23 protein-coding genes, 1 tRNA gene and 1 pseudogene are annotated in these 25,474 nt (G+C 34.0%); 8 read left to right on the top strand and 17 right to left on the bottom strand.

Going from position 1 to position 25,474, the window contains the following annotated elements:
* The first annotated feature begins 50 nt into the window (after positions 1 to 50).
* A complete protein-coding gene (gene tnpC / locus ACE38P_RS02985; protein WP_374699286.1) occupies positions 51 to 1,433 on the top strand; it encodes an IS66 family transposase in 1,383 nt (460 codons plus the stop codon).
* Positions 1,434 to 1,588: 155 nt separating this feature from the next.
* Here tnpC and ACE38P_RS02980 read toward each other — a convergent pair whose 3' ends face one another.
* The 5 genes from ACE38P_RS02980 to rpmE form a co-directional block, all read right to left on the bottom strand.
* Positions 1,589 to 2,476, bottom strand: coding sequence for an aspartate carbamoyltransferase catalytic subunit (locus tag ACE38P_RS02980; protein ID WP_374699469.1), 888 nt, complete (start codon positions 2,474 to 2,476; stop codon positions 1,589 to 1,591).
* An 80-nt stretch (positions 2,477 to 2,556) separates the two neighbouring features.
* Complete coding sequence (locus ACE38P_RS02975; protein ID WP_007302093.1) at positions 2,557 to 3,573, bottom strand: Fe(3+) ABC transporter substrate-binding protein; 1,017 nt, start codon at positions 3,571 to 3,573, stop codon at positions 2,557 to 2,559.
* 123 nt (positions 3,574 to 3,696) lie between these two features.
* Complete coding sequence (locus ACE38P_RS02970; protein ID WP_374699468.1) at positions 3,697 to 4,848, bottom strand: hypothetical protein; 1,152 nt, start codon at positions 4,846 to 4,848, stop codon at positions 3,697 to 3,699.
* A gap of 83 nt (positions 4,849 to 4,931) precedes the next feature.
* Entirely contained in the window at positions 4,932 to 5,717 is a 786-nt protein-coding gene (locus tag ACE38P_RS02965; protein WP_374699467.1) for an NAD kinase, read from the bottom strand.
* A gap of 21 nt (positions 5,718 to 5,738) precedes the next feature.
* Positions 5,739 to 5,951, bottom strand: coding sequence for a 50S ribosomal protein L31 (gene rpmE, locus ACE38P_RS02960; protein WP_006013575.1), 213 nt, complete (start codon positions 5,949 to 5,951; stop codon positions 5,739 to 5,741).
* A 125-nt stretch (positions 5,952 to 6,076) separates the two neighbouring features.
* On the opposite strand from rpmE, the gene fabD reads away from it, so the two are divergent.
* Positions 6,077 to 7,045, top strand: a complete 969-nt coding sequence (gene fabD, locus ACE38P_RS02955) for an ACP S-malonyltransferase (protein ID WP_264704653.1) — start codon at positions 6,077 to 6,079, stop codon at positions 7,043 to 7,045.
* A gap of 51 nt (positions 7,046 to 7,096) precedes the next feature.
* Positions 7,097 to 7,843: a hypothetical protein gene (locus ACE38P_RS02950; protein WP_007302088.1), complete on the top strand. Its 747-nt coding sequence runs from the start codon at positions 7,097 to 7,099 to the stop codon at positions 7,841 to 7,843.
* Here the strand turns inward: ACE38P_RS02950 and gpmI are convergent.
* On the bottom strand, positions 7,838 to 9,346 hold the full coding sequence (gene gpmI / locus ACE38P_RS02945; protein ID WP_374699466.1) for a 2,3-bisphosphoglycerate-independent phosphoglycerate mutase: 1,509 nt from the start codon (positions 9,344 to 9,346) through the stop codon (positions 7,838 to 7,840). The genes ACE38P_RS02950 and gpmI overlap by 6 nt on opposite strands.
* A 195-nt stretch (positions 9,347 to 9,541) precedes the next feature.
* Here gpmI and ACE38P_RS02940 point away from each other — a divergent pair, with 195 nt between their 5' ends.
* A complete protein-coding gene (locus ACE38P_RS02940; protein ID WP_374699465.1) occupies positions 9,542 to 10,276 on the top strand; it encodes a hypothetical protein in 735 nt (244 codons plus the stop codon).
* An 86-nt stretch (positions 10,277 to 10,362) separates the two neighbouring features.
* Here ACE38P_RS02940 and ACE38P_RS02935 read toward each other — a convergent pair.
* The 8 genes from ACE38P_RS02935 to ACE38P_RS02895 all read right to left on the bottom strand — a co-directional run bounded on the left by ACE38P_RS02935 (position 10,363) and on the right by ACE38P_RS02895 (position 17,074).
* Positions 10,363 to 10,434, bottom strand: a tRNA-Asn gene (locus ACE38P_RS02935).
* 476 nt (positions 10,435 to 10,910) lie between these two features.
* Positions 10,911 to 12,431, bottom strand: a complete 1,521-nt coding sequence (gene purH, locus ACE38P_RS02930; protein WP_006013536.1) for a bifunctional phosphoribosylaminoimidazolecarboxamide formyltransferase/IMP cyclohydrolase — start codon at positions 12,429 to 12,431, stop codon at positions 10,911 to 10,913.
* Positions 12,432 to 12,816: 385 nt separating this feature from the next.
* On the bottom strand, positions 12,817 to 13,716 hold the full coding sequence (fmt, locus tag ACE38P_RS02920; protein WP_064085375.1) for a methionyl-tRNA formyltransferase: 900 nt from the start codon (positions 13,714 to 13,716) through the stop codon (positions 12,817 to 12,819).
* Between the two features lie 12 nt (positions 13,717 to 13,728).
* A complete protein-coding gene (gene rplT / locus ACE38P_RS02915) occupies positions 13,729 to 14,085 on the bottom strand; it encodes a 50S ribosomal protein L20 (RefSeq protein ID WP_063630562.1) in 357 nt (118 codons plus the stop codon).
* A 21-nt stretch (positions 14,086 to 14,106) separates the two neighbouring features.
* A complete protein-coding gene (gene rpmI / locus ACE38P_RS02910; protein ID WP_374699464.1) occupies positions 14,107 to 14,313 on the bottom strand; it encodes a 50S ribosomal protein L35 in 207 nt (68 codons plus the stop codon).
* 98 nt (positions 14,314 to 14,411) lie between these two features.
* Complete coding sequence (locus ACE38P_RS02905; RefSeq protein WP_374699463.1) at positions 14,412 to 14,855, bottom strand: PAS domain-containing protein; 444 nt, start codon at positions 14,853 to 14,855, stop codon at positions 14,412 to 14,414.
* Positions 14,856 to 15,066: 211 nt separating this feature from the next.
* On the bottom strand, positions 15,067 to 15,828 hold the full coding sequence (locus ACE38P_RS02900) for a hypothetical protein (RefSeq protein ID WP_374699462.1): 762 nt from the start codon (positions 15,826 to 15,828) through the stop codon (positions 15,067 to 15,069).
* Positions 15,829 to 16,117: 289 nt separating this feature from the next.
* The gene (locus tag ACE38P_RS02895) at positions 16,118 to 17,074 is read right to left on the bottom strand and encodes a hypothetical protein (RefSeq protein ID WP_064085574.1); all 957 of its coding nucleotides are present in this window, start codon (positions 17,072 to 17,074) and stop codon (positions 16,118 to 16,120) included.
* Positions 17,075 to 17,292: 218 nt separating this feature from the next.
* Between ACE38P_RS02895 and alaS the strand changes: the two genes are divergently transcribed.
* Positions 17,293 to 19,866, top strand: coding sequence for an alanine--tRNA ligase (gene alaS, locus ACE38P_RS02890; protein ID WP_374699461.1), 2,574 nt, complete (start codon positions 17,293 to 17,295; stop codon positions 19,864 to 19,866).
* 297 nt (positions 19,867 to 20,163) lie between these two features.
* Here alaS and nth read toward each other — a convergent pair whose 3' ends face one another.
* The 3 genes and pseudogenes from nth to ACE38P_RS02875 form a co-directional block, all read right to left on the bottom strand.
* Complete coding sequence (nth, locus tag ACE38P_RS02885; protein WP_108784611.1) at positions 20,164 to 20,802, bottom strand: endonuclease III; 639 nt, start codon at positions 20,800 to 20,802, stop codon at positions 20,164 to 20,166.
* Between the two features lie 21 nt (positions 20,803 to 20,823).
* Positions 20,824 to 21,222 carry a hypothetical protein gene (locus tag ACE38P_RS02880; protein ID WP_264686567.1) on the bottom strand — a complete coding sequence of 133 codons (399 nt, stop codon included), beginning with the start codon at positions 21,220 to 21,222 and terminating at the stop codon, positions 20,824 to 20,826.
* Positions 21,223 to 21,237: 15 nt separating this feature from the next.
* Positions 21,238 to 21,980 (bottom strand): annotated as a pseudogene (locus tag ACE38P_RS02875) (IS5 family transposase); the annotation flags it as partial.
* Between the two features lie 189 nt (positions 21,981 to 22,169).
* Between ACE38P_RS02875 and ACE38P_RS02870 the strand changes: the two are divergent.
* From ACE38P_RS02870 to ACE38P_RS02860, 3 genes are all read left to right on the top strand, one after another.
* The gene (locus ACE38P_RS02870; RefSeq protein WP_264686566.1) at positions 22,170 to 23,969 is read left to right on the top strand and encodes a peptidylprolyl isomerase; all 1,800 of its coding nucleotides are present in this window, start codon (positions 22,170 to 22,172) and stop codon (positions 23,967 to 23,969) included.
* A gap of 134 nt (positions 23,970 to 24,103) precedes the next feature.
* Positions 24,104 to 24,418: a 30S ribosomal protein S16 gene (rpsP, locus tag ACE38P_RS02865; protein ID WP_006015540.1), complete on the top strand. Its 315-nt coding sequence runs from the start codon at positions 24,104 to 24,106 to the stop codon at positions 24,416 to 24,418.
* Positions 24,419 to 24,428: 10 nt separating this feature from the next.
* Positions 24,429 to 25,415, top strand: a complete 987-nt coding sequence (locus ACE38P_RS02860; RefSeq protein WP_264375699.1) for a polyprenyl synthetase family protein — start codon at positions 24,429 to 24,431, stop codon at positions 25,413 to 25,415.
* Positions 25,416 to 25,474 lie beyond the last annotated feature (59 nt).

The raw sequence follows: 25,474 nt of genomic DNA, 5'->3' as shown, positions 1-25,474 counted from the left end.
GTAGACAAAGCAAGATAATAAAGATAATCATAGGGTAAATATGAGGTAATATGGTAAACCTTTTAGAACTCTGCAAAAATTTACAGCAAAAAATAGAAAAGTTAGAAGCAAAAATAGAAAGATTGGAAAGAGAGAATGAAAGTTTAAAAGCAGAGCATGAGGCTTTAAAGATAGAGAACGCTGAATTAAAGGAAAGGCTAGGTTTAAATTCAAAAAACTCATCAATTCCCAATTCAAAAGAATTATACAAAATGAAAAAGGAAAAGCCAAAAAGCGAAAGAAAGATTGGTGGTCAAGTTGGGCATAAGGGTAATTATCGTGCTAAAATGGAAGCAGATGAGGTGATAAAGATAGAGTTGTCACCTACTTGCGAATGCGGAGGGAAGATTGCAATATGCGAAAAACCTTATATTCATCAGAAAGTAGATCTTCCGGAGATTAAGGCTTATGTAATGGAATATCAGTTGGAACATGGCCGTTGTCAGAGATGCGGAAAAAGAAGAAGTAGCAAGTTACCAGAGGGTGTTACGCCAGATACATTTGGCCCAAGGGTTAAGTCAGTAGTTGCAGCACTCAGTGGGTTTTATAAAAATTCAAAGCGCGAAGTAGCTAGCATCATAAATGATATCTTCAATTTGAACATAAGCGTCGGTAGCATATCAAATAGTGAACATAGAGTTGCTTCAAAATGCAAAAAAATGTATGAGCAGATCGAACAAGAGATAAGTAGGAGTAAAGTTCTACATATTGATGAAACGAGCCATTATAACAAAGGTAAACTCGCTTGGTGTTGGATGTTTGCAAGCAATACGGCAAGTTTTGTGAAGTTGACAGAGTCAAGGGGAATGAAAGTTTTAAAAAATAGTGTATGCTGCAATCGTAATAGCTTGGTAGTAACCGACAGATATGCAGCATACAACTACTTTGCTGATGAAAGAAGGCAAATCTGTTGGGCACACTTAGCAAGGGATTTTGAAAGATTAGCGCATAGTTGGAAATTTGAAGTTAAAGTTCTGGGCTGTTACTTGAGAAATGTAGCCACTGAGTTATTTGCACTGAAAAAAGCTTTACTAAAAAATGAGATAGATGTTTCAAGATTTATTAGACGTGCCAAGAAATTGCGAAAACGTACAAGGTATTATTTGAAGGAAATATCTCGCTTACCTGAAGCAATTGGAGCGTCTCGAGTTGCAAAGAATATTTTGAAATCTGAAAGAATGATGTGGAAATTTTTAGATGACCCAGAAAATACTCCGCTGACAAATAATCACGCTGAACGGCAAATACGGCATTATGTCGTTTATCGCAAAAATTCATATTTTACACAATCAGAACGAGGAAACTCATTCCTTGAGCAAATAATTTCGTTATACTTAACATGGAAACAGAGGAGGCTAAACCCTTTTCACAATCTTCTATCTATCGTTTCTTAAACCACTCTGCTGAACGGATACAAAAATATAGCACAGTCTACTTCAGTGCGTACACGTACGCTTAATTTCTGTCATAAGGTGTGTTATATTTTTCTAAATCTTTTCTTTATAGGAGGGTCATTATGTCTAAAATTCCTTAAACATTAATTTTTAACTTAAACATTTATTAAATAGTGCAGTACTGCCTTACGCGTTGCTAATCCAAACTTTACTTGCTGTAAAATAACACAATCTGCTATATCATTGCTAATTTCGATACCTCTATTTATTGGTCCTGGGTGCATAACAATTGCATCTGGTTTTGCGTGCGATAGTTTTTGTGCATCAAGTCCATACAAGTGAAAATATTCTTTTTCTGAATAATTATTATTCATGCGCTCTTTTTGCAATCTTAAAAGCATAATTACGTCAGCATCCTTTATACCTTCGATTAATGAATAGTGAAGTGAATCTACTTCAGGAAGATGCTTGCAAATCAAAGCTGGTGGTGCAACTAAGCTTATTTTTGCTCCAAACATTTTTAGCAATCTTATATTTGATCTTGCAACTCTACTGTGCAAAATATCTCCACATATCACAATTTTGAGGTTTTTTATTTGCTTTTTATGACTGATAATTACGAGATAATCTGCAAGAGCTTGAGTTGGGTGTTCACTGCTTCCATCGCCTGCGTTGATTAGCGAGCAGTTGACATGCTTTGCCAATGTATTAATAATACCACTACTTTTATGCCTGATTATCATATAGTCAGGATTCATTGTATTTAGTGTTTTTATCATATCTTTTAGATCTTCCCCTTTGTTAATAGAAGAAGATTTTATTGGTAAAGTTATAACATTTGCTCCAAGGCTTTTTGCTGCTATTTCAAAAGATGCGAGCGTACGTGTTGAATCTTCAAAGAATAGGTTTATGACTATTTTATTTTTCAGAACATGACTATTTTCAACTTTTTCTTCAAGGTATTGGTTGGCTAATTTAGTTATATTTTCTACATCACCGATTGTGAGGTCTGAGATATTTAATAAATTCCTTCTCTTGTCCATAGCTCCTTTTTTGAGCTTATTCTACTTTCTTAATTTCAATTACACAACTCTAAAGTAAAGTAGAAGGAAGCTATAAAATTTTATTTCCACTTACATTCATCTGCTATCATAACAGCCTCAAAGAGATGCTTCTCAAGCTCACTTATAGGCAGAGTACTTTGTAGGTAATTTCCCCAAGATTTTAACACATCAGAAGTTTCAATACCTTCAACAATAGGATATTCTTGATTTTTTTTAGCATATAGCTCTTGAGCCTGTTTGCTTACAAAAAACTCCAATAAAGCTATGGCATTTTCTCTGTGTTTTGCGTTTTTTGTTACTGCTGCACCACTAATATTCACCATTACACCATCACTCGGAAAGAAAGCTCCTAACTTTTCTGTGATATTCTTTTTATTTTCTGATGAAAGGATTCTTGCAAAGTAGTAGCTATTTACTATTGCAACATTGCCTTCACCAGCGGCTACAGCATAAATTTGATCTGTGTCACCACCGCTTGGTTTTCTTGCCATGTTGCTTACAATTCCACTCACCCATTCTTTTGTTTTTTCAAAACCATTTTTTGCAATCATAAAAGCGATCAATGATCGGTTATATGGACTTGTGGAAGAGCGTACTAATATTTTCCCTTTCCATTTTTCATTCGCTAAATCTTCATAGGTACTTAATTCCTTAGGATCTACTGATTCTTTATTGTAAACCAATATTCTAGCTCTTTTTGTGAGACCAAACCAATAATCTTCATTATCTCTAAATTTTGCAGGTATGGCATTTTTTAGAGTCTCTGAATCCACTTGAGATAAGAGCCCTCTTTTTTTGGCTAAAATCAAATTCACTGCATCTGCAGTTAAAAACAAATCAGCTTCACCGCCATTTTCCATACGTGAAAGCAATTGGGAATAATCGTCAATGATATAACGTACCTTGATGCCAGTGGTTTTTGTAAAATCATCAAACAAACTATGTACTAATTCTTCTTTACGAGATGAATAAACGTTTACTACTTGTGAATCATCAATTCCGCTATTTTTATATAAAAAATTAACGACTATCAATAAAGCCGCTACTAAAGATATAAATATTAAACCTTTTTTCATAAACAAACCCCTTCCTTTTCATCATCTCAAGCTATCAAAATAGCAAGGTCTTAGCAAGTGTAAATCTTCAAAACGTTGCAGTTACAGTACTGGAATAGCGATAAAAAGAAGTACGAGCCAGATTTAATTAATAATATAAGTAATATCTGGATGGCCACATCGTTCAGCAACTACTTGTAACAATTTTGAACTAATCTTTTCTTGACTGCTTTTTACAGTTTTAATAGCTGTTTCATTAGGATTTTCACTATTAGCATTTTGTTTATGTAATAACAAATAATCTTTAAAATCAGTTTTGCTCCAATGATGAATTGTGCAAGCTAAAGTGAAAAGCAGTAGAGTGCCTGAAATTGCAACGATTGGCCAGTAAATAGTAGGATTTGTGTATGAATTTACTATATTGCTCAAACCACCTGTTGAATAAAGTGCTAAAGGGAAGGTTATGTTTCCAGTAATAAGAACTGTTCCTAAGATAGGAAGCCATATTCTATCATTGATTAATGAATTTACTTTACTCTTGTAATAGATTGGCTGGCCTGTAAGTTCTACGATGTTTGAATTACTTTTTGCTTTTTCTGGAAGAGAGTGAAACGTAAAGTAAACACGATTACCGTTGCTATATTTTAATACCAAAGACTTGATGCATTTCTCATCTTGCTTAAGTGTATCTAATATCTCACCTAAAACTTCTTGAGTGTCTCTTTTTGTAATCTTGTGCTCCTTAGTACGGACTGCTTGCATAAGTTCCCACGTAATTCCCAAGACTAAACAAGACGCTAATACTCCGACAAATATAGTAACAGGATTTATGCTGCCGATGAATCCAATGAATTCTCTTTGCTTCACAGCTAAAACGATTGACGTAATACAACATGCCGTAATAAGACCTACGAAAGGCATTGTAACTTTCTTCTTTTGCATCGTATATTTTACTTTCTGTAAAAATCTGTTTGTTTTTTTATTATCTCCAAGCAAAGAATTTTCAGAGCCGTCTGTTTGATATGATGGTAGAGGAGAAGATGATCTGCTAGCTGATACACTATCTGAACTCTTTTTTGAAGATTTTGTATTTGGCTCTATGGATGCATAAATAGTTTCTGTATTTGCAACATTCGATTCTTTTTGCCTTTCTTCATCAGAACTTGATTCGCTAGCCGAATTTGTTTGTAACGCTGTCTTTCTAGGTGATGGTATTGGTGGAGTTGCTGCACTATTTTCACCTTCCGTTGTATGAGAAACCAGTGTGACGTTATCTTTATTTCCTGATCCAGGCATATTCGCTCCAAAATTAATTACAATGTTATGTTGATTACGCTATAGTTATTAAGATATAGTGAATACTAATTTAAGAATAAATATTAGTATAAGAACTGCTGATCAAAGATCCTTTCATTCAAAGGGCAATCTTTGTCAAAAAGTAGAGTGACTGTATTTTCGTGATCTTTCTGTATTTTTACCTGCGATATGTCGTGAAATTCCTTGTAATCTGATACTACAAGTGCTGGACGATTTTTCACATCATTGATATCAGTTTGCACTATTGTATCATTTGAGATTAGCGCTCCATTCCAACGCCTTGGGTAGTAGCTATTAATGGAAGTCAGTGCAAGTAAATTTGAATTAAGTGGTAAGATTGGCCCACCGGCAGAGAAGTTATATGCAGTGCTACCTGTGGGGGTAGACAATATAATTCCATCTCCTCTGAATTTTTCTACTTTTAGCTTATCATTAATGGTAATATTCATCTCCACTATTTGATTTGCATTTCTAAAGACATACACTTCATTTACTGCGATGTAATGGTGTTTTTTGCCACTTATGTCTGTGGCTTCCATTTTTAGTAAAGTTAGCTGAGTAGGAACTGCATGTTCTATATGATCAATTAGATCTTCAAAGCATTTATTCATCAAAAATCCGACGTTACCGGTATTTATTCCATACACATGTATATCTTTATTTCCTATGACGTAGTTGTGTAGGGTGCGTAGCATAAAACCATCGCCACCAACAACTATCAGCAGATCAACTTCATGCTTACCTGCTTCTGCTATATTGATAAAATTGAGTTTCTGTAGTAGTTTAGATACTTCCTGAGACTTGGGTAGCGAAGAAGCAATATAGCCTACATTTTTATATTTATACATGTTAAATAAAGAGGGGAGGAACTAAAAAAGACTCCCGTATTTATCATTAAACTTAGCTATTTTACTATCCTTCTCCCCTGAACCGCTTGTCAAACTTCCAGTCCATGCAGGATGAGTAAGAGGATCTCTATCAAGCTTTATTCTTTGACCTTCTTTTCCATAAGTGGAATAAGTTTCAAACTCTTGACCATCTGTCATAACTATAGTAACTTTGTGATAGTCGATTTCTGCCATTGTTCTTACAAATTTCTTACCAGCTAAGATTTTAGTGAATCTGGTTCATTTGGTCAATCATTATTGTGAAATATTGACAAAAAATAAATAAAGTAGTATTCTCAATGAAGAATGAAAAATTTTTTATGATTTTTGCTTTTCCTGGTCAGGGCTCCCAATTTGTAGGAATGGGAAAGAGCTTATATGATGAATTTTCAGTTGCAAGGAACGTATTTGATGAAGTAGATGACATATTGGGTAGAAAGCTGTCTCATTTGATTTTCAATGGCCCTATTGAGAAATTAACCATCACGGAAAACGCTCAGCCAGCTATAATGGCAGTGTCAATTGCAACGCTACGTGTTATGAAGCACGTATTTGGTGAATCTCTTTACAGCGTTCAGTATGTTTGTGGGCATTCAGTTGGCGAGTATACAGCGCTGTGTGCTGCAGGGGCATTGACGCTTGAGTCTGCGGTCAAATTGCTAAAAGTTCGTAGCGAAGCAATGCATGAAGCTTCACTAAAATGCAAAGGTGGAATGTTTGCTCTACTTGGAGCAGAAATAAGTGAAGTAGAAGGTATATTAAAATCAGCTCAAATTGATTGTGAAATTGCAAACGATAATGGTGGTGGGCAGGTAGTGGTGAGTGGTACTGCAGAGGCTCTTGAGGTCTTACCTGATTTATTCAAAAACTCAAGTGTCAAGAAAATGATAAAATTACAAGTTAGTGGGCCTTTTCACTCATCTTTTATGAAACCTGCTGATGAAAAACTTCTGGAATTTTTAAAAAGCATCAACATAACTCGCCCTTCGATTCCTTTTGTATCAAACGTTACAGCTAAGGAAGAAAGTGATCCAGAGATCATAAGAGCTTTGCTCGCTAAGCAAGTTGTAAGTAGAGTAAGATGGAGAGAGATGGTTTTATATATGATAAGCCATGGCACTAATAAGTTTGTTGAAGTTGGCCCTAACAAAGTTTTATCTAATCTAGTTAAAAGAATTGACCAATCTATCAGTGTGAAAAATATAGATAGTATTGGTGATATTAATAGCTTCTTTGATGAATCATTAATGTTGACAGCAAAAAATTTAAAAATAAAAGCTTATAACTAACATAAAGTAAAATTTGTACTATTTTTTGCTTTGATTATTGATAGCAGCGGAATGTCAAACATCGACACTAAAGAATATGATCTAGCGTTGGGTGATACCACGGTTAAGCTTTTTATTAAAAGTAGCGATACAAGTGGGATCAATTTTATTAATGTGCATCAAAATGAAGTAACTTCAAAAGGGGCTGGTGAGCATATACTCCAGCAGTTTGGTGGAAGAATGCTATACATTACTCATGGTGATGGTACTCCGCGTAATGTAGAATTTTACTTAAATGGTGAGCGGTATGAATTCGATCCCAATCGCATGTTTGATGATGTAGGTGCAGAAGCTAGCTTAAGAGAGTTTGGCAGTGTTTCAGAAGATGCTTTGAGAGCTGTTAGAAACTTTGCAGAAAGAATTTTAGATTTTTTACTTCCTGGTCAAGATCACGTTATCGCTCTGCACAATAACTACAATTCTCCCAGCTACTCATTCAAGAGCTATTTTTCTCCACCACTTTCTCATGATGTGCTAAAGATTTCTCCAGAAGTGTGTCCGGAAAGTGGAACGGGTGAGTTTTTCTATACGACAGTTGAAGATTGGTTCGATGCTTTAAAACAGAAAGAAATTTTTAATATAGTATTGCAAAATAACAAAGCAGTTGAAGATGATGGTTCTTTATCTGTATATGTAGGGAAGAATAATATTCGGTACTCTAATGTGGAAGCTGAGCATGATCATTTAGAGCAGCAAATAGATATGCTATCTTCTATACACAGTGTTTTATTTCCTCAACCCTTAACAATAGAGTTATAGCAACATGGAACGCACTAACGAACTACCTGTCATCTCGTTTGGCTTTTTGAGCCCAAGTAGCTGTAAAATAGTAGGAGCAATATCAGATAATTTTCCATCTCTTAGTTTTAAATTGTCACAAGATATAATAAATGGCACTTTATTTAAAGTGTGAGCTGTGTGAGGTGTATTATTTTCTTCATCGAACATACATTCCACATTACCATGGTCTGCTGTAACAATGAGTGCAGTATTACCCACTTCTTTGACAACGCTGAGTACTTTTGCAAGGCAATCATCTACAGCGAGCACAGCTTGCTCGGCTGCTTTTATATTACCTGTGTGTCCCACCATATCAGGGTTAGCGTAGTTTACAACTATCAGCGCAAATTCTTGAGAATGAATTTTTTTTACAAGCTCTTCTGTGAGCTCAAAGGCTGACATTTCAGGCTGCAGGTCATAAGTTTTAACTTTTGGTGAAGGAATGAGTATTCTTTCTTCACCAGAAAAAGGTTCTTCTCTTCCACAATTAAAAAAGAAAGTCACATGCGCATATTTCTCAGTTTCTGCAATGCGCAGTTGCCGTAATTTATTGTCTTCTATTATCTGTCCCAAAGTGTTGGCAAAAGATTCAGGAGGAAAGAGATAAGGGATTTTTAAGTCCGCTTTATATTGCATCATACTTAAAATTGAAGAGAATTTTGCCACTTCAGTATAGCCTGCTTTACCAAGACAAATACTTGCCAATTGTATCATTCGATCAGCACGAAAGTTAGCCAATAGCAATCCATCTTCTGGTTTTATACCTTGATAATCGCCTATTATTGCGGGCCTGATAAATTCATCGGTTATATTATTTTGATAATTTTCATCAATAAGCGATACTGCATCATCATAACGAGGCGCCTTTGCAAATGCGATGGCTTCATAAGCTTCAATTGTTCTTTCCCACCTATTATCACGGTCCATAGCATAATAACGCCCAGAGAGAGTGGCGATTCTTATATCATTTTCCTTTATGCTTTCTGTAAATTCTTGAATGCATCTTTTCCCTGAATTTAGCAGTGTGTCTCTGCCATCTAAAAATGCGTGTATTACAACTTTAATTCCGCGCTGTGATATCTTGTTTGCTAAAGCTGAAATGTGCTTTTGATGCGAATGAACACCGCCATCTGATATCAATCCCATTATATGGCATATGCCATTCTTACTTTTTAGATCATTAATAAAATTCTGTAGATTTGTATTATTTTCTATCGTTTCGATTGCTTGATTAATACGCTGAAGGCTTTGCATTACCACTCTACCGCTACCAATATTCATGTGACCAACTTCTGAATTGCCTATTTGGCCTTCTGGTAATCCAACATCAGTTCCACAGGCAGATAAACTGCACTTTGGATAATTAGAGCTAATATGTTGCCAACAAGGTGGATTTGAATTGCTAATAGCATTGTATTTACTATTTTCTATTCCATTACCCCAGCCATCTAGTATACATAAAACGACTGATTTAAAGTTCATATAAAAGTTAACATCGAAACCCTCAATGGTACCAAAAACAAACTCTTCTCACAACTTTTGTGTTAAAATAAGAGATAGAAAAAGCTGCTTGGAGGCAATGGTATATGAAGTTTTTCATAAAATATTTTATTAAAGTGATTGACAGTTGCTGAAGTGTTTACTAAAACACTTGCATAGCTTTAATAGTGAGGTCAAATGAGTTATAGTCAATATGTAAAGGATAATACTTTAGCAACATCAGGTGCTATAATTAATGTTGATAGATTAGTAAACTTTTTAAAAAACAATACAAACATTACAAGACTTATTTTACGATGTTCAAAAATTAATTATGAGGTTATAAAAGAATTAGCTCAGCTTTCTCATCTTACTTCACTTGATCTAAGTTGCAGTTATGTTGGTACAGAAGGTGCAAAGATTTTAGCAAGCGGGAATCTTATAAATCTTACTTCGCTTGATTTAGGAGGAAACGAAATTGGTGATGAAGGTGTAGAGGCTTTAGCCAGTGGAAATCTTACAAGTCTTACTGAGCTTAAATTATATGATAATAAAATTAGCGATAGGGGGGCAAAAGCTTTAGCAAGTGGAAACCTTCAAAAGCTTACTTTACTGAGTTTAGGATGGAATGAAATCAGTAATGAAGGTGCAGAGGCTTTAGCAAGTGGAAATCTTAAAAATCTTATTACACTTAAAGTATATGATAACAGCATTAATTACAGAGATGTACAGACTTTGGCGAGTGGAAATTTGGTGCGTCTTACTTCGCTCATTTACAATTATTGCAGTATTGATGAAACATTGCCAAAAAATGTCCTTCCTCAATTAAAAAGGAAATGTAATAAAAGAAAAATAGGAGAGGAGCCAGATAGCAAGCTAAGTGAAGCGCAGACATCTTTGCATTTTGACAGTAAAGGCTTTAAACCTATATAACTTCACACGTTTTGTCTGTTTAAGAGACAAAAAAAGGTAGTGAATTTTGGGCTAAAAGTGAAATGTACAGATTGTATAAAATAGTGCTCCCCGGGCCGGATTCGAACCAGCGACCAATTGGTTAACAGCCAACTGCTCTACCACTGAGCTACCGAGGAATAAACTGCTTTCAACTTATCACATTGAACGCCGATTGTAAACGATTTTTATGTAGACTTTAGACCTAGATATCATTCCAGTGCATGGAGCTGTAATCCAGTCTTTCTTACCAACAAAAACTTAGAATAACTTTTGTTCTTAAAAAATTTCTAGATTCCAGACTCATGTTTCAATGTTAAACAAGGTACAATAGAATTGAGTAGGGTAATTTCTAGGGAATTATTATATTCTAGAAAAAGTAAAATGTCATCCAGATAGGCTAATGTACAAGGTAAGCTGAATGTCTATAAGGAAAAACAGCAAGGCATTTTAGGATTTGCTATAAATCGCATCAGGAGCTCAAGAGTACAGCTTACAATTACAGATAGGTATAGTTGAGTTTAAAGTAACTACATAAATTTACTACAATTTTCATACCTATAAGCTGCTATGCAACAAAGCCCTGTGTGGGTATAATTTTGACAGGATACAAAGCTTAATGGAGAAAGTTACGAACATCAGTGAAAAACATGGCAATTTTATTCTCATTTGCAGCTGCTATCACGTCTTGATCTTTCAATGAGCCACCTGGCTGAATTATAGCTGTAATTCCATGCTTTGCACTTTCTACTATACTATCTGGAAATGGAAAAAATGCATCCGAAGCAAGCGCTGCGCCTTTACATTTTTCACCTGCTTTTTTTACTGCAATATTCACACTATCTATTCTGCTTGTTTGTCCTGCACCGATGCCAATAGCACAACCGTCTTTTGCTATCACTATTGCATTGGATTTTACATGTTTACATATTTTCCAAGCAAAAATAAGATCTTCCTTCTCTTTTTTTGTTGTAGTGCATTCTGTCACTCGGTTTATTTCTTCTACTTTTACTGTATGGTTATTATTTTCTTGCACTAAGAACCCGCCAACAACATTTTTGATTTGATATTTTGCATTTTGCTGAAGAGATTGATGAATAATCACTCTTAAATTTTTCTTTTTTTGTAAAATTTTTAGTGCCTCATTGTTTACCGATGGTGCTATCACCACTTCCAAAAATATCTCGTTTAATTTCTCTGCTAGCTTTAAATCTATCTCCCGATTGAAAGCAACTATTCCACCAAAACTGCTTATTTCATCACATGATAGAGCTTTTTCATATGCTTTTAAAGCACTATCACTAACAGCAGCGCCACATGGATTATTGTGCTTTATTATCACTGCTGCAGGTTCTTGAAACTCAGAAATTATGTTAAGTGCAGACTCTATGTCGACTATATTATTATAGCTCAACTCTTTTCCATGTATTTTCTCCAGTGGATACTTGCTAAATTGATTGCTATAAAATGCAGCTTTTTGATGAGGATTTTCACCATATCTGAGTCCTTGTGCTTTACATCCATATAAAGTAAAAAACTCTGGTAACTCATTGCTTTTACCCTGTGATAAAAACCAATTGTAAATATTAGAATCATACTGTGCAGTCAGAGCAAATGCTTTAGTTGCTAGATGTTTTCTATATTCTAATGTTGTCTGATTGTTATTTTTGATCATCTCAGCTTTCAGTGTTTCGTAATCTTGAATGCTAGAAATCACTGAAGTGAAATGAAAGTTTTTTGCTGTAGCTCTAATTAATGCTACTCCACCTATATCTATTTGTTCTATGATTTGCTTCTCACTTGAGTTGCTATTAACCGTTTTCCAAAATGGATATAAGTTAGTTATAAGCAGATCTATCGGCTTAATTTCTAGATTCTGCATTTCCTTTTCGTGCCTTTTTCGATCACAGAGTATTCCTCCATGAATTTTAGGATGTAAAGTTTTCACTCTGCCATCTAGTATTTCTGGAAATTGTGTGTAATCTGAAACTTCTTGCGTTTTTATTCCCGCACCTGATAGCACTTTATAAGTATTCCCTGTTGAGAGAATTTCTATTTGTTGCTGCATCAAAAACGATGCAAGTTCAATTATATTTGTCTTATCGTATACTGATATTAAAGCTCTTTTAATTTTCATATGGAAGGTTTCTTAAGATTATATCTAAGAAAAGAAAATTTGTCTATATATAGCTACTACGTCATACCACTGCGGTATCTCGTTGTAGATTCCGCTAACAAGCACATAGCTGTACGAACATTGTGATACAAGAGACCAAGAAAGATGTCATCCCAGTCTGGGATCAGAAAACTTCACTTTAAATGAGCACACCAGGTGGCTGTACAATAGAAACTGGATTCCAGTGTCAAGCACTGGAATGACACCATCTACTACTCAAATTACCTGCAAATTGCAATGTTCGTACACCAAAACGCGGTATCTTGTTGTAGATTCCGCTAACAAGCAGCGGAATACCAAATTGTAGAAGTTGCTTTAGCTCTCCTCACCCTCCTTTCAAAGTAGTCTATTCTATAAATTTTTTTGTTAAACTTGATTTTAAGCCACGAACAAAGTCTTTAATATCGCAAGGATTTCTTCCTTCCATTTGTACAACTTTAGGAATTAAAGTACCACCTTTTAAACTTATATGCATATTATCATTAATGATCTCACCTTGTCCTGAAGTGAAGGCTTCAAATTCAGCATCAAGTATCTTGATACGTTTATTCTCTACCTTAATGAATGCTTTTGGATAAAATGCTTTAACCTTTCTATAAGCAATTTCACAGGCGTCACTTGCGTAAATTTTATAGTCTTTTACTTTGTCAGCATAACACGCATCGTTATCGCTCTGTTTTAAGGGAACTTGCTTTTCAATTTCGTTTAGTACTTTCAGCAGTAAATCACTACCTAATTCAGACAATTTATCATACAACGTCTTATAATTATCGCTTTTTTCAATAAGAAATTTTTTCTGTTTTAAAATAGGGCCAGAATCTAATCCTTCATCTAGCTGCATAATGCTAACTCCGGTTTCTTGATCTCCGGCTAAAATTGTGTGCTGTATCGGAGCTGCACCGCGCCACCTAGGCAGCAATGATGGATGAATATTAATACAACCATATTTGGGAATATTTAAAATTTCTTTTGGAAGTATCAATCCATACGCAGCAACAACTGCAACGTCTGGCTTAAAATTTCCAAACTTTTCTTGCTCTATCGAAGATTTTAAAGAGGCAGGAGTACATACCTCTATGTCACTTTTTTCAGCAACGATGTGTACTGGGGATTTTGTTAACCTCTGCCCACGTCCAGAAGGTTTTGGAGCTTTGGTATATACTGCTACTATTTCACTCTGTAATTTCAATAGTAAGTTTAACGCACCAACAGCAAACTCCGGTGACCCCATGAAAATAATTCTCATGGTGTTTTTGCTTTAAGCTAACTTACTATTTACAATTTCTATTAATTTAGCAAAATCATCCTTATGATTAACAGCCATCTCAGCAAGAATTTTCCTATTTAAATCAATTTCAGCAAGTTTAAGACCATGCATAAATCTACCGTAAGTAAGTCCATGTTCTCTTACTGCTGCATTAATACGTATTATCCACAAACCACGAAAATCACGTTTACAGGTTCTTCTGTCTCTGTAAGCATATTGGAGTGCTTTTTCAACTCTTTGTAATGCAATTCTATAACAATTTTTTGCCCGTCCTCTATAACCCTTTGCTAGTTTCAATATTTTTTTATGACGAGCATGAGTAGTGACTCCACGTTTTACTCGAGCCATTTTTATTTTACCTCCATTTTGTTAAATACCATAAGGCATATAAAGCTTAACTATACGCGAGTCAGATTTACTAAGAATCGTCGTACCACGCTGATTACGAATATTAGATTTACTTCTCTTTACCATACCATGTCTTTTACCTGACTGAGTAGAGATGACTTTACCCTTAGCTGTAAGGTGAAAGCGCTTTTTGATAGAAGATTTGGTTTTTAATTTTATTTTCGTCATATTCTAAACAAATTTACAAACACCACTATTTAGTTCTTTATTAGTAATTAAGTATGAGTATAGATAACTTTATTAAAAAATCAAATTAAAATTGTATTTTAAAGCAGCTTGAATGTAATCACACCCAGTATATGTGTTATACCTTCTTTATCTCCAATTGGCAACAATACTTGTCTCATTTTAACACTTTCACTTTCTTCCTCTTCGTTAATTGGGCATTTACTTTCTATTATAGTCTCAAGTTTATCAATAACTGCATCTATTTTATATAGCCGCAAAAATGGTGCATCAATTGCATATTTATCATCGATGTACATCTTTTTTTCAAAACCATAAAATTCAATAGCTTTTTCTCCTGCATTTTCACAAATATAACCTCGATCTTTAACTTCAATGATAAAACAATGCTGCCATGACTCCATGATTTCTGCAGTGTCTATTTCATGTCTTTCTGGCCATTCTCTATCTGATCCTTTTATATCACTCCAATGTTGAGTAACTATATTCACTATTCTTCTTTCTTTGCCTGCATAATTTTCCATTCGAAATTCCACATATAAAACACAGATATGAGGTAAATTTATCGTGAATGTATTGATTTTTTCTTACTAAAGGATGTAGATTATTGAAAATTCTCATCCTGTTTACACAACAGGTAATGATAAATTAAGTATAATAATTAGAGTATAAAAATTATTAAATGAGGAAACTGTAAAAAAATAATAAAAAAATTCTATTTTTGCAATATTTTGGCTAACGAATAGAATTAGTTCCACTTTCTAAAGTTATTGCACTTAATAAATAACTAGATGGAGTTTCTTCCTTAGCACTACTATGGCTTTTATTTTTTCTATTATAAAACCAACATTTAAATGGTACAGCTGCTGCGATAGCTGCTACCAAAGCTACTGTTACTGCTAACATACCTACTGTGAACACTATATTATTTTTCTCGTTTGAAGGTGTTTCCAATAATTTAAACTCTCTCAAGTTTGTATCATGAATCATAGGATTACCCAAAATATTCGTCGTATTTTGAACATTTCCTATATTTTGAATTGTAATTCCATTACTAGCGTTTGATTTTTTCATTTCTTCCATTACTTGTTTTAAGTTTGGTAGTTCTGTTGTTGTACTTTCAATATCACCAGCTTCCAGCTTTTGCAAATTCTCATTACTCAAAAACTCTTTGAGATACTTTTCATAAAACTCTTTGGCATTATATCTTTTATAACTTCGTATTTTTCCACTCTTGAGATCAGAAACAATATCATCAATCATCACTTTTGGATTTTCTGCATGCACTATTTCTCCTTCAGCAACAAGAATACGATAAGATGTATCGTCAAGCATACATACATACTTAAGTTTTAAATCACCTCCTCCCAATAAAAAATATATTGTTCTGTTTTGTTCTACATCTCGCAATTCTGATTCAATACTAATCCATCTATTCCTTTTTTCCTTATTGATTGATCTTTTTTTTCCTACAGTATTTTTAAATCTTCTTGACATATATGACCCCCAAGCTGACCAATATTTCCTTATGTATAAAAGATAAATTATTTAAGTCCACATCTTTTCACTAAGATTTTTATATTTTTATTATACTAAATAATACATATATTAATATCTGAATTTCTCATTGCAATTTACTATACCTTAGTAAAAACGATATAAAATTAGAGAAAGAGTTATAAAATTTTTTGTAAGACAGGAAAATTTCTTCTCCTTTGGTTCCAGAGCATATAAGTGCTGTAAGAGCTAAGTTGATGGCACTGTTGTGCCATCAAACTCTGGAATCTTACTCGACACTAATCTGAGAAGATAGATGTGCTACCGATGTAGCATTGCTGAGCAAAGATTCTATTTCTGATGTAGATCCGGAATGCTCAAGTTGAGCTTGTTCAGGAAGGTTTTTCATCGCTTTTTCAACATCGTAGCTACCTTCCCTATTTTTTCTATGCCATACAAAGTATCCTAATCCTGCAAAAGCTACTGCTAGCACTCCACCCAATATACCACCAGCAATCCCTGCTATTCCTATATACTGTCCTCCATTTATTTCGGGTAATTTAGGCCCTTCCACATCTGTGCTATTAAATATAGAATGATCTAACACTTCTTGTGAATTACTATCAAAACGGGAAACACTACTTATATCTTCAGGAGTAATTCCATAACTAGCATTTGATTCTTCTATTTCATTTATTACGTCATTAATCTCTTTAGTAGTTACTTTGCTTGATGCAAAATCGAATTCTTGTTTTGTTAAAGAAGCTGATTCGATAGTTACATCTTCCTGCATCTGATAATCAATTTCTTCAGTAGTAGATTCTCTCAATTGGCTATTTTCATCAGTTCTTTCTTTTAGCTTTTTTGAACTATCCTTACCCAATTCATCTACAAGGTTTTTTAGATATATTTTCTTAAATTCTCTATAATTATATTCTTTACCTTTTTCTATTTCTCCACTCTTAAGACCTAAAATAATTCCATCTATTGTCGATTCACGAATTGCTTGAGGAATGTCTATTGAATTTACTATTCCTGTAACCAAGCCTATCTCAGCTGCTCTAGAAGATATAGAGAGGTCTTTTACTGTTAAATTCTCTCCTTTAATTAAAAATTCTACTCTTCTGTTTTGTTTTATACTTTCCAAGTCAGATACAATTCTAATTGTTGGACCATCCATCTCCTGCTTATTTGTTGTTTCTCTCTTTCGCATGCTATTCTTAGTGTTTTGGAATTTTTTTGGCATTTCACACTCCTTAAATGAATTAATAAAAGTATTATTTGAATTAACAAATACTTCTCTATGTTAGTGGATAAAATATTTAAACCTATATCTTTTTATTAAAATTTTTATGTAAAAGTTACCTTTATTATACCAAGTAATGTATATATTAATATTTAGATTGATAAATTGATTTTACTTCTGTTACAACTTATTATGCATAGATAACCTCAGTAAAAACGATGAAGCTAAACGAAATTAGAGAAAGATTTATAAAATTTTTTGTAAATAATAATCATGAGCAAGTTCCTTCTTCTCCTTTGATTCCAGAGCATGATCCAACACTCATGTTTACAAATGCTGGTATGGTACAGTTCAAAAACATCTTTACCGGCACGCAAAAAACTGAAATGAAACGTGCCGTCTCAAGTCAAAAGTGTCTCAGAGCAGGTGGTAAACACAATGATCTTGAAAATGTTGGCTATACATCTCGGCATCACACATTTTTTGAAATGCTCGGAAATTTTAGCTTTGGTGATTACTTGAAAGAAACTGCGATAGAATTTGCGTGGAAATTTATTACTGAAGAATTGTCTCTTGATAAAAACAGACTATCCATAACTGTTTACCACACTGATGATGAAGCATATGAAATTTGGCGTAAGATAAGTGGCTTTTCAGATGATAAAATCATAAGAATTACAACAGATGATAACTTTTGGAGCATGGGCAATACTGGTCCATGTGGCCCATGTTCTGAAATCTTTTACGATCATGGAAATTCCGCTTTACATGAAGACGACAGAATTGTTGAAATTTGGAACCTGGTGTTCATGGAATTTAATAAAGATGAAGAAGGTAATTTACAAAAATTACCAAAAAAATGCATCGATACCGGAATGGGCCTTGAAAGAATAGCAGCTGTTATGCAGAACGTTCATGATAACTATGATATTGACCTATTTTCTGCTCTGGTAAGTAAATCGCAAGAGTACTGTGGAAATACGGAAAATAAAGTAGCTCATAAGATTATCGCAGATCACCTTCGTGCAGCTGCATTTCTCATCGCAGAAGGAGTGCTTCCTGGAAATGAAGGAAGAAATTATGTACTACGCAGATTGATCAGGAGAGCAGTACGTTATATCCACCTACTTGGATATAATGATTCTCTATTGAACCTTGTTTTTCCTGCACTCATAGATGGCACAAGTTTGGCTTATATGGGAGATGCTTATCCAGAGCTAATCAGAGCTAAAAGCTTAATAGAAACAACGTTAAAATCAGAGGAAGAAAACTTTAAAGACACTTTAATGAAAGGCATTAATCTCTTGGACAAATTCACTGCAGATTTAAAATCAGGTGACACTCTATCTGGAGAATCAGCATTCAAACTATATGACACTTATGGATTTCCTTTGGATATCACACTTGATATTTTGAAAGAAAGGAAAATAAATTTTGACCAAAAAGGTTTTGATAATGCAATGAAAGAGCAAAAAGAAAGAGCACGTGCTAATTGGACTGGATCTGGTGAAAAATCTGTTGAACAAGTATGGTTTAATTTAATCGATCAGTTTGGCAAAACGGAATTTGTTGGTTATGAACGTGATGAAGTAAAGGATGCAACAGTACTCGCAATAATTTCCTCTAAAAATGAAGTAATTGATTCTGCAAAAGAAGGAGAAAAGATAACTATTATACTTGATAAAACACCTTTTTATGGAGAGTCAGGTGGACAAGTGGGAGATATTGGAAATCTTATACAGTCTGATGGAAGTATGGTAACAGTCGAAAATACCAACAAGATTAATGACTTGTATTTGCACAGGTGCGTCGGCTCAATTTGTAAAGGTAACACAGTTACAGCTAGTATTAATAAAAAAAGAAGACAAGACTTAAGAAGAAATCATTCAGCTACACATCTTCTACACTTTGCACTCAGAAAAATCTTAGGTGATCACGTTACTCAAAAAGGTTCTCTAGTCGCACCAAATAGACTAAGATTTGACTTTAGTCACAATAAGCCAGTCACTCAGGATCAGCTGTCTTCAGTAGAAGATATAGTAAACTCTCTAATCAGAGAAAATCTTTCTACGTCCACAAAAGTTCAAGGTATGGATGAGGCAATAGACGAAGGAGCGATGGCCTTATTTGGTGAAAAATATGGTGATAATGTTAGGGTTGTAAAAATTGGAGATTCAAAAGAATTATGTGGTGGTACACACGTGGAGCGTACCGGAGAAATTGGTTTGTTTAAGATAGCAGCAGAATGTTCCGTTGCATCTCGAGTAAGAAGAATTGAAGCTTTAACCGGTCAAGAAGCAATTAATTATGTACGCAATAACGAAATTAGCTTAAAAAAAGTTGCAGAATGCGTAAAAGCACCAGTAAATGAAATAATAAATCGACTCAGTATTTTAAGCCAGGAGCGCAAAGAATTTGAAGTCAAAATAAAAAATCTTTATAAAAAGCTTATCAGTGTAGAAACTGTAAAAAGTACCGAAATAAATGGAATAAATTTCGTAAGCCACACTTTCAATAACGTTCCAGGAAGTATAATAAGGGAATTTGCTCTACAGCAACAAAAACCGAAAACTGTAATAGCCTTCATGGTAACAGAAAAGGATAAAACAGTTTTGATTGTCAAAGTAAGTAAAGATTTAACTAATAAGATCAATGCAAAAGAGCTAGTATCTACTGTAACCAGAAGGGATTGCGGTGGAAATGCCGAACTTGCCCAAACAGGCTGTGATAACAATAAAATAGATGATGCCATTACAGCAATCCATAGCAAAATAACAGCTTGCAAAAACTAATACACCCTACTACCTCGGTATCTTTTAACCGTGAACGGAATCGTCAAGGTATTATGCAAATAGGGGTAGAGAAGACTTAACTGTCAAATGAGCATATCAGGTAATAAGAACTGGATTACAGCTCCATGCTCTGGAATGACATCATTTTATTCATCAAAGTAGCAGCTTTATAACGGCAGTGCACAGAGGCGTCATCAAGTAGCCCTTCATTGTCATCCCAGTGTCAGCTACTCGGATGACACCATCATAGAGATCAGCTACTTGGATGATAAAAGTAAGAAATATCGAAGTGTTGTGCTAGACTTTATACCTCTTACATTCAAACTCACATAAATCATGAATTATGCATGTTTCACACGAAGGTTTTTGCGCTTTGCAAACATATCTACCATGCAAAACTAGCCAATGATGAGCATAAAGTAGGTATTTTTTTGGCACTACATTCAAAAGAGACTGCTCTGTTTTAAGTACATCTTTTTCTTTCACAAGTCCAACTCTATTGCTCACTCTAAAAACGTGAGTATCAACTGCCAATGTTGGAATACCAAGCCCTGAATTTAAGAATACATTAGCGCTCTTTCTCCCAACCCCTGGTAAAGATACCAAATCATCGAAATTAGTAGGCACTTTGCTATTGTACCGCTCAATCAATATTTTACTGAGCCCGATTATATTTTTTGCTTTAGAATTATATAAACCAATACTGCTTATGCATTTTCTCAGCTCACTTTGCCCAAGATTCAACATTTTTTCTGGCGTATCAGCGATACTAAATAGCTCCTTTGTAATTTTATTAACACTTATATCGGTCGTCCGCGCTGACAGAACTATTGCAACTAATAACGTAAAATGATTGGTATAATTTAGCTCTATTTTTGGCGCAGGATTTGACTGTTGAAATTTTTCAAATATTAATTCTACTTTTTTTGAGTCCATGCATAGAGCTAAAAGCTTATACTATACTGTTTGCTGTGCAAATTCAATTGCTTGAGGATTAGATAGTCCTTCAATATTAACATCAGACATATCAGTTTTTACCTCATCAAAATTCCTCTCAGCAAATTCGCTTGCCACTTTTTCAAAATACTTTCTAACAAGAGGCATAATTATCGGCATTAATAGCCTTCGTGGATCATACCGTCCTAACAGATCAGTCTCCTTTTGCACTCTATCTCTTGGATCTTCCTCAAGTAAATCTTTCATGTGTTTTTCAGTGTATATTTCACAACCTTTTGAAAATGTAGGACTAAATATCTCAGTAGCTAGCAGTGCTAACAATGACAAAGTACCAAATATTGTCACATCAACATAAAGACTATTAGAAATAAACCCTCTATCATCAAAGAACCTGTTCATAATCTTTTGAGGAGGAAAGAAGTAAAAGCAAATTTGTAGGCTAGTATTAAGTTTACGCTCGCAATTTTTCCAAAGTCGCCTACATTTTTCCAACCAGGCAAAAGAAGATCTCTCAACAACCCATCTTTTTGGCAATACAGCAAAGGTGCTTCACCTCAACAGTTGCACCAATAGTTACTTTCATCTGTGTTGCAAAATTTTCTCCAGTGTAGCCTGCATCAACCAGTATGTTTTTAACTTCAGAGAGACTTTCTTTAGCATTTTTAACCATTGTCAAAGCACTGCTACGATCAGTTATTTCTGCCGTTGTTATATGAATTGCGTGTGTCAAACCTTGTGTATCAACTGCGATATGACGCTTTATTACTGAAATTTTCTTGCCAGCATCATAACCTTTTTCTTCAGCAGTATCGGTATTTTTTACACTTTGGGCATCAATGATGCAGAAGCTTGTTTTGGTATTCCGACCACTGTTCTCTCCAACCAATTTTTTTTAAGACAATTTCTAGAACATTTTCTCTATCTTCATTCGTTTTTTTACTCCATTTCTTGAAGTAATCGTAAAAATTTCGCCATCTTGGAAACTCTTTTGGAAGCATTCGCCATTGACAGCCACTTTTTAGTACATAAAGCACACCACAAAATAACTCATATAAACCTAATCTTCTTGGCTTTGTTTTCTTTCGCACGCTTTCTAAAATTAGTCTAATCTTTTCGAATTTTTCACAACTTATGTCACTTGGATATGTATTCCTCATACTTTGCCTCATGTCAACTATACCTCATCTTACCATATTCAGAGATCACTTACAGGCTCTTAGGTTAATATAAGCTTCCACTCAATTTAATACACTACAATATTACATATATTAGCTAATTTGTTAATAGATTTACAAATATTAAATTATTGCTATTCTAAATTTAAGTGTTAGTTAACTGAGTTTACAATGAGTATTAGAAATTTTTTTACCAAGGCAATCGTTCTCCTTTTAGTTTGCTTATTAATCTTTATGGGGATTGGCAATCTTTTATCAAATGATGATGAAAGGAAAGAATTAGCTAAAGTAGGAAAGGAAGTTATAACATCAGATGAATATAAATTACTATATCAAAATTATGAAAAGCAAATTTCTGGATCTGATGTAAGTAAAGAACAAGTAAAAAAGCTGAAATATGATTTACTTAACGCACTTATAGAGCAAAAACTATTGTTTAACCTAATTAGCGAACTTGGATTAAAAGTTGGAGAAGAATCTATCAAAAGCCATATAAAAAATACCAAGTACTTTCAGGACGATAAAGGAGAATTTGACCATAATAAATTCCATCAAACTCTAAATAGCCTGCATATAACAGAAAAGGAATATATAGAAAAACTAGAGAAAATCCTGCCTGCAATGATGTTCATGACTTCGTTATTTAAAGATAATTATCCGGTAACTTTTGGTGAGGGTGTTGATGAGCAGATATACAAAAATCGCTACCAAACTAGAGTAGTTGATATTGTTAAAATAACTGAGGATGCAATTACAGACGTTCCTGAACCAGATGATCAAGCCTTACTTGATTTGTATGAAAGAAATAAGTCCAATTTTTATTACCCTGAGTATCGAACTGCGCAATACATTTCTCTGGATCAAAAATATTTTGAAGATCAAATCAGAATTTCAGATGAAGAGGTTGATAGTATAATAGAACATCAGGAACTTAAAAATCAAAGAGACATATTCAATGTGATATTTCCTACCAAAGAAAAAGCTGAAATAGCAAGAAGAGCACTTGAAGAAAGTAAAGCAAGCTTTGAACAAATAATAGAAGAGTTTAATAAAGTGAAACTCGATGAAACCAGAGTAAATAATATAACTAAGGATTTCTTACCTGAAAATATGAGAGAAAAGGTATTTGCTCTCAAAACAGGTGAAGTAAGTGAAGTTTTAACAAGCAATTTTGGATGGCACGTAATAAAGGTAGAAAGCATACATCAAATCTCTGATGAAGACTTGGTTGATTTAAAAAAAGACATAAGGTCAGTTTTAACCAATCAAAAGTCTTTTGAAAAAGTCAATGATTTCATAAATCAAGTGAATTATAAGATATACAATGGTGCAACGATTGAAGAAATCTCCAATAATTACAATTTACCTATACAAACCATTGGTCCAGTAGATGCTAGTGGAAAAGACCAAAGTGGTAATGAAGTAGGAAATTCCAGTGATTTCATTTCTTTCATTTTTTCACGCGAGAAAGATCAGAAGAGTTATTTTAAGGGTGTTGGAGATACTGTTGTTGGTGTGAAAATCAGTGATATCGTTCCTCCTAAATTACAAAATTTTGAAGAAAGTAGGGAATCAGCCATAAAGCTTTGGCGTAGTGAATTTATAAAAGAAAGAATGTTTAAAATGGGACAAGAAGTAGCAGTTCAATTAAGAGAAAAGACAGATTTGGAAGAAATGCAAGGTATAAAATTGGTTAAAGGCCAGCAAATACAACGCAATGAACAAAACTACCCTTTTTCTTTCATAGAAGAGATTTTCAATATGAAAACAACTAATTCGGTAACAGATCCTATTCAATACAATAATGAAATTATAATAGGAGTTCTAAAAGAAATGCATTCATCAAATGGTAAATTAAACATGCTTGACACCGGAAAACGTGTGATGATATCGCTAAAGGAACAGTTAATTAGCTATCTAAAATCAAAGTATAGAGTAGAAGTTAATCATGCTATGATTGATGATATATAAAAAAGTTTATTATCTTCCTTTTATGAGTGATTGGAGGGGGCTATATTGTATTTTTAGGTAAAAGAGGTACAATTAGTTTGACTTGAGCTGTTTCTTGTATTTAAATTGTAATTAATATATGAATAAAGGTTGACATGGCAGTTAAAATAAGGTTAGCAAGGTTTGGGGCAAAGAAACGTCCTTTTTATAGGATAGTTGTAGCCGACTCACGAGCACCAAGAGATGGGCGCTTTATTGAGAGAATAGGACAATATGATCCAATGTTGCCAAAAGACAATAAAAATCGTGTTGTGGTAAAAGCTGATAGATTAAAACATTGGCTAAGTGTAGGAGCGCAAGCAACTGAAAGGGTAATGTGGTTCATTAAAAAAGGCATAGTAGATTTAGAAACAGAATCGAAAAAAATAGAAAAGAAAAAAGTTGAGAAAGTACAAGGGCAAGAAGCATAAGTCCTATTAAATGCTAAACACTGATTTAACAAAAAGTAGTAAATTAGATGATATTGTATCTTCTGATTTATTGGCTATGAATGACTTTATCTTCAAAAATGTCAATGATGAAGGTACTAAGCTTGCTACCGATATTACATCTCATCTTATTAATTCAGGAGGAAAAAAGATAAGGCCTAAGCTCATTTTTATTATGTGTAAAATGCTGAATTACTCTGGAGAGAGTAGGGTCAACATTGCTGCATCGGTAGAATTTATACACAACGCTACTTTACTTCATGATGATGTGCTTGATGAAAGTAAGGCACGCCATGGAGTTGCAACAGCAAATAAAATTTGGGGGAATAAATCAAGCATTTTAGTTGGTGATCTATTATTGACCTTAGCATTTAGATGGCTTATAGAATGTGGGAATTTAAGTGTTCTCTCTATTTTATCTAAGGCATCTAATTTGCTTGTCAAGGGTGAGATAAAGCAGATGACAACGCGTTTTGACCCTAACACAATTAGGAAAAATTATTTTAATATCATTGGAGAAAAAACAGCATCTTTATTTTCTGCATGCTGCGAGGCTGCATCAGTAGTATCTGGAGCCACAAGTGACGAAACAGAGAGGCTAAGGAATTTCGGGTTTAATTTTGGTATGGCATTCCAAATAATTGATGACGTGCTAGATTATACTGCTAATCAAGGCACTTTAGGAAAGCAACTTGGAAAAGATTTCTTTGAAGGTAAAGTTACTTTACCTTCTATTATAGCATATGAAAAAGGCAGCCCATCAGAACAAAAATTCTGGGAGAAATCTTTTTCTTCAGCTAGACACAATTTTGACCAAGCATTACAATATATTAATCATCATAATGCCATTCATGTTTCTATGGAAGAAGCTAAACACTATATTAATATGGCGCAAAGTAATATTGATACTTTTTCTGATTCTCTTTATAAAACTGCTTTGATTGACTTTTTAAATGCAAGCATAGAAAGACAAGGATAGCTAACGCTTGATATTTTTAGATTGATTGTTATATATTTATTAAGTTTGTAAGGGTGAAT

The sequence above is a fragment of the Wolbachia endosymbiont (group A) of Limnophora tigrina genome, from assembly GCF_964263225.1.
Taxonomy (GTDB): Bacteria; Pseudomonadota; Alphaproteobacteria; order Rickettsiales; family Anaplasmataceae; genus Wolbachia.
This window is presented reverse-complemented; position numbering and strand designations above follow the sequence as displayed.

Coding starts and splice junctions, on each gene's coding strand:
- ACE38P_RS02880 (WP_264686567.1), bottom strand. CDS start 21,222: ATGAACAGGTTCTTTGATGATAGAGGGTTTATTTCTAATAGTCTTTAT.
- ACE38P_RS02870 (WP_264686566.1), top strand. CDS start 22,170: ATGAGTATTAGAAATTTTTTTACCAAGGCAATCGTTCTCCTTTTAGTT.
- rpsP (WP_006015540.1), top strand. CDS start 24,104: ATGGCAGTTAAAATAAGGTTAGCAAGGTTTGGGGCAAAGAAACGTCCT.
- tnpC (WP_374699286.1), top strand. CDS start 51: ATGGTAAACCTTTTAGAACTCTGCAAAAATTTACAGCAAAAAATAGAA.
- ACE38P_RS02950 (WP_007302088.1), top strand. CDS start 7,097: ATGTCAAACATCGACACTAAAGAATATGATCTAGCGTTGGGTGATACC.
- ACE38P_RS02905 (WP_374699463.1), bottom strand. CDS start 14,855: ATGGAAAATTATGCAGGCAAAGAAAGAAGAATAGTGAATATAGTTACT.
- fabD (WP_264704653.1), top strand. CDS start 6,077: ATGATTTTTGCTTTTCCTGGTCAGGGCTCCCAATTTGTAGGAATGGGA.
- nth (WP_108784611.1), bottom strand. CDS start 20,802: ATGGACTCAAAAAAAGTAGAATTAATATTTGAAAAATTTCAACAGTCA.
- ACE38P_RS02975 (WP_007302093.1), bottom strand. CDS start 3,573: ATGAAAAAAGGTTTAATATTTATATCTTTAGTAGCGGCTTTATTGATA.
- ACE38P_RS02970 (WP_374699468.1), bottom strand. CDS start 4,848: ATGCCTGGATCAGGAAATAAAGATAACGTCACACTGGTTTCTCATACA.
- ACE38P_RS02860 (WP_264375699.1), top strand. CDS start 24,429: ATGCTAAACACTGATTTAACAAAAAGTAGTAAATTAGATGATATTGTA.
- gpmI (WP_374699466.1), bottom strand. CDS start 9,346: ATGAACTTTAAATCAGTCGTTTTATGTATACTAGATGGCTGGGGTAAT.
- rpmE (WP_006013575.1), bottom strand. CDS start 5,951: ATGGCAGAAATCGACTATCACAAAGTTACTATAGTTATGACAGATGGT.
- purH (WP_006013536.1), bottom strand. CDS start 12,431: ATGAAAATTAAAAGAGCTTTAATATCAGTATACGATAAGACAAATATA.
- ACE38P_RS02900 (WP_374699462.1), bottom strand. CDS start 15,828: ATGTCAAGAAGATTTAAAAATACTGTAGGAAAAAAAAGATCAATCAAT.
- fmt (WP_064085375.1), bottom strand. CDS start 13,716: ATGAGAATTATTTTCATGGGGTCACCGGAGTTTGCTGTTGGTGCGTTA.
- rplT (WP_063630562.1), bottom strand. CDS start 14,085: ATGGCTCGAGTAAAACGTGGAGTCACTACTCATGCTCGTCATAAAAAA.
- alaS (WP_374699461.1), top strand. CDS start 17,293: ATGAAGCTAAACGAAATTAGAGAAAGATTTATAAAATTTTTTGTAAAT.
- rpmI (WP_374699464.1), bottom strand. CDS start 14,313: ATGACGAAAATAAAATTAAAAACCAAATCTTCTATCAAAAAGCGCTTT.
- ACE38P_RS02940 (WP_374699465.1), top strand. CDS start 9,542: ATGAGTTATAGTCAATATGTAAAGGATAATACTTTAGCAACATCAGGT.
- ACE38P_RS02980 (WP_374699469.1), bottom strand. CDS start 2,476: ATGGACAAGAGAAGGAATTTATTAAATATCTCAGACCTCACAATCGGT.
- ACE38P_RS02895 (WP_064085574.1), bottom strand. CDS start 17,074: ATGCCAAAAAAATTCCAAAACACTAAGAATAGCATGCGAAAGAGAGAA.
- ACE38P_RS02965 (WP_374699467.1), bottom strand. CDS start 5,717: ATGTATAAATATAAAAATGTAGGCTATATTGCTTCTTCGCTACCCAAG.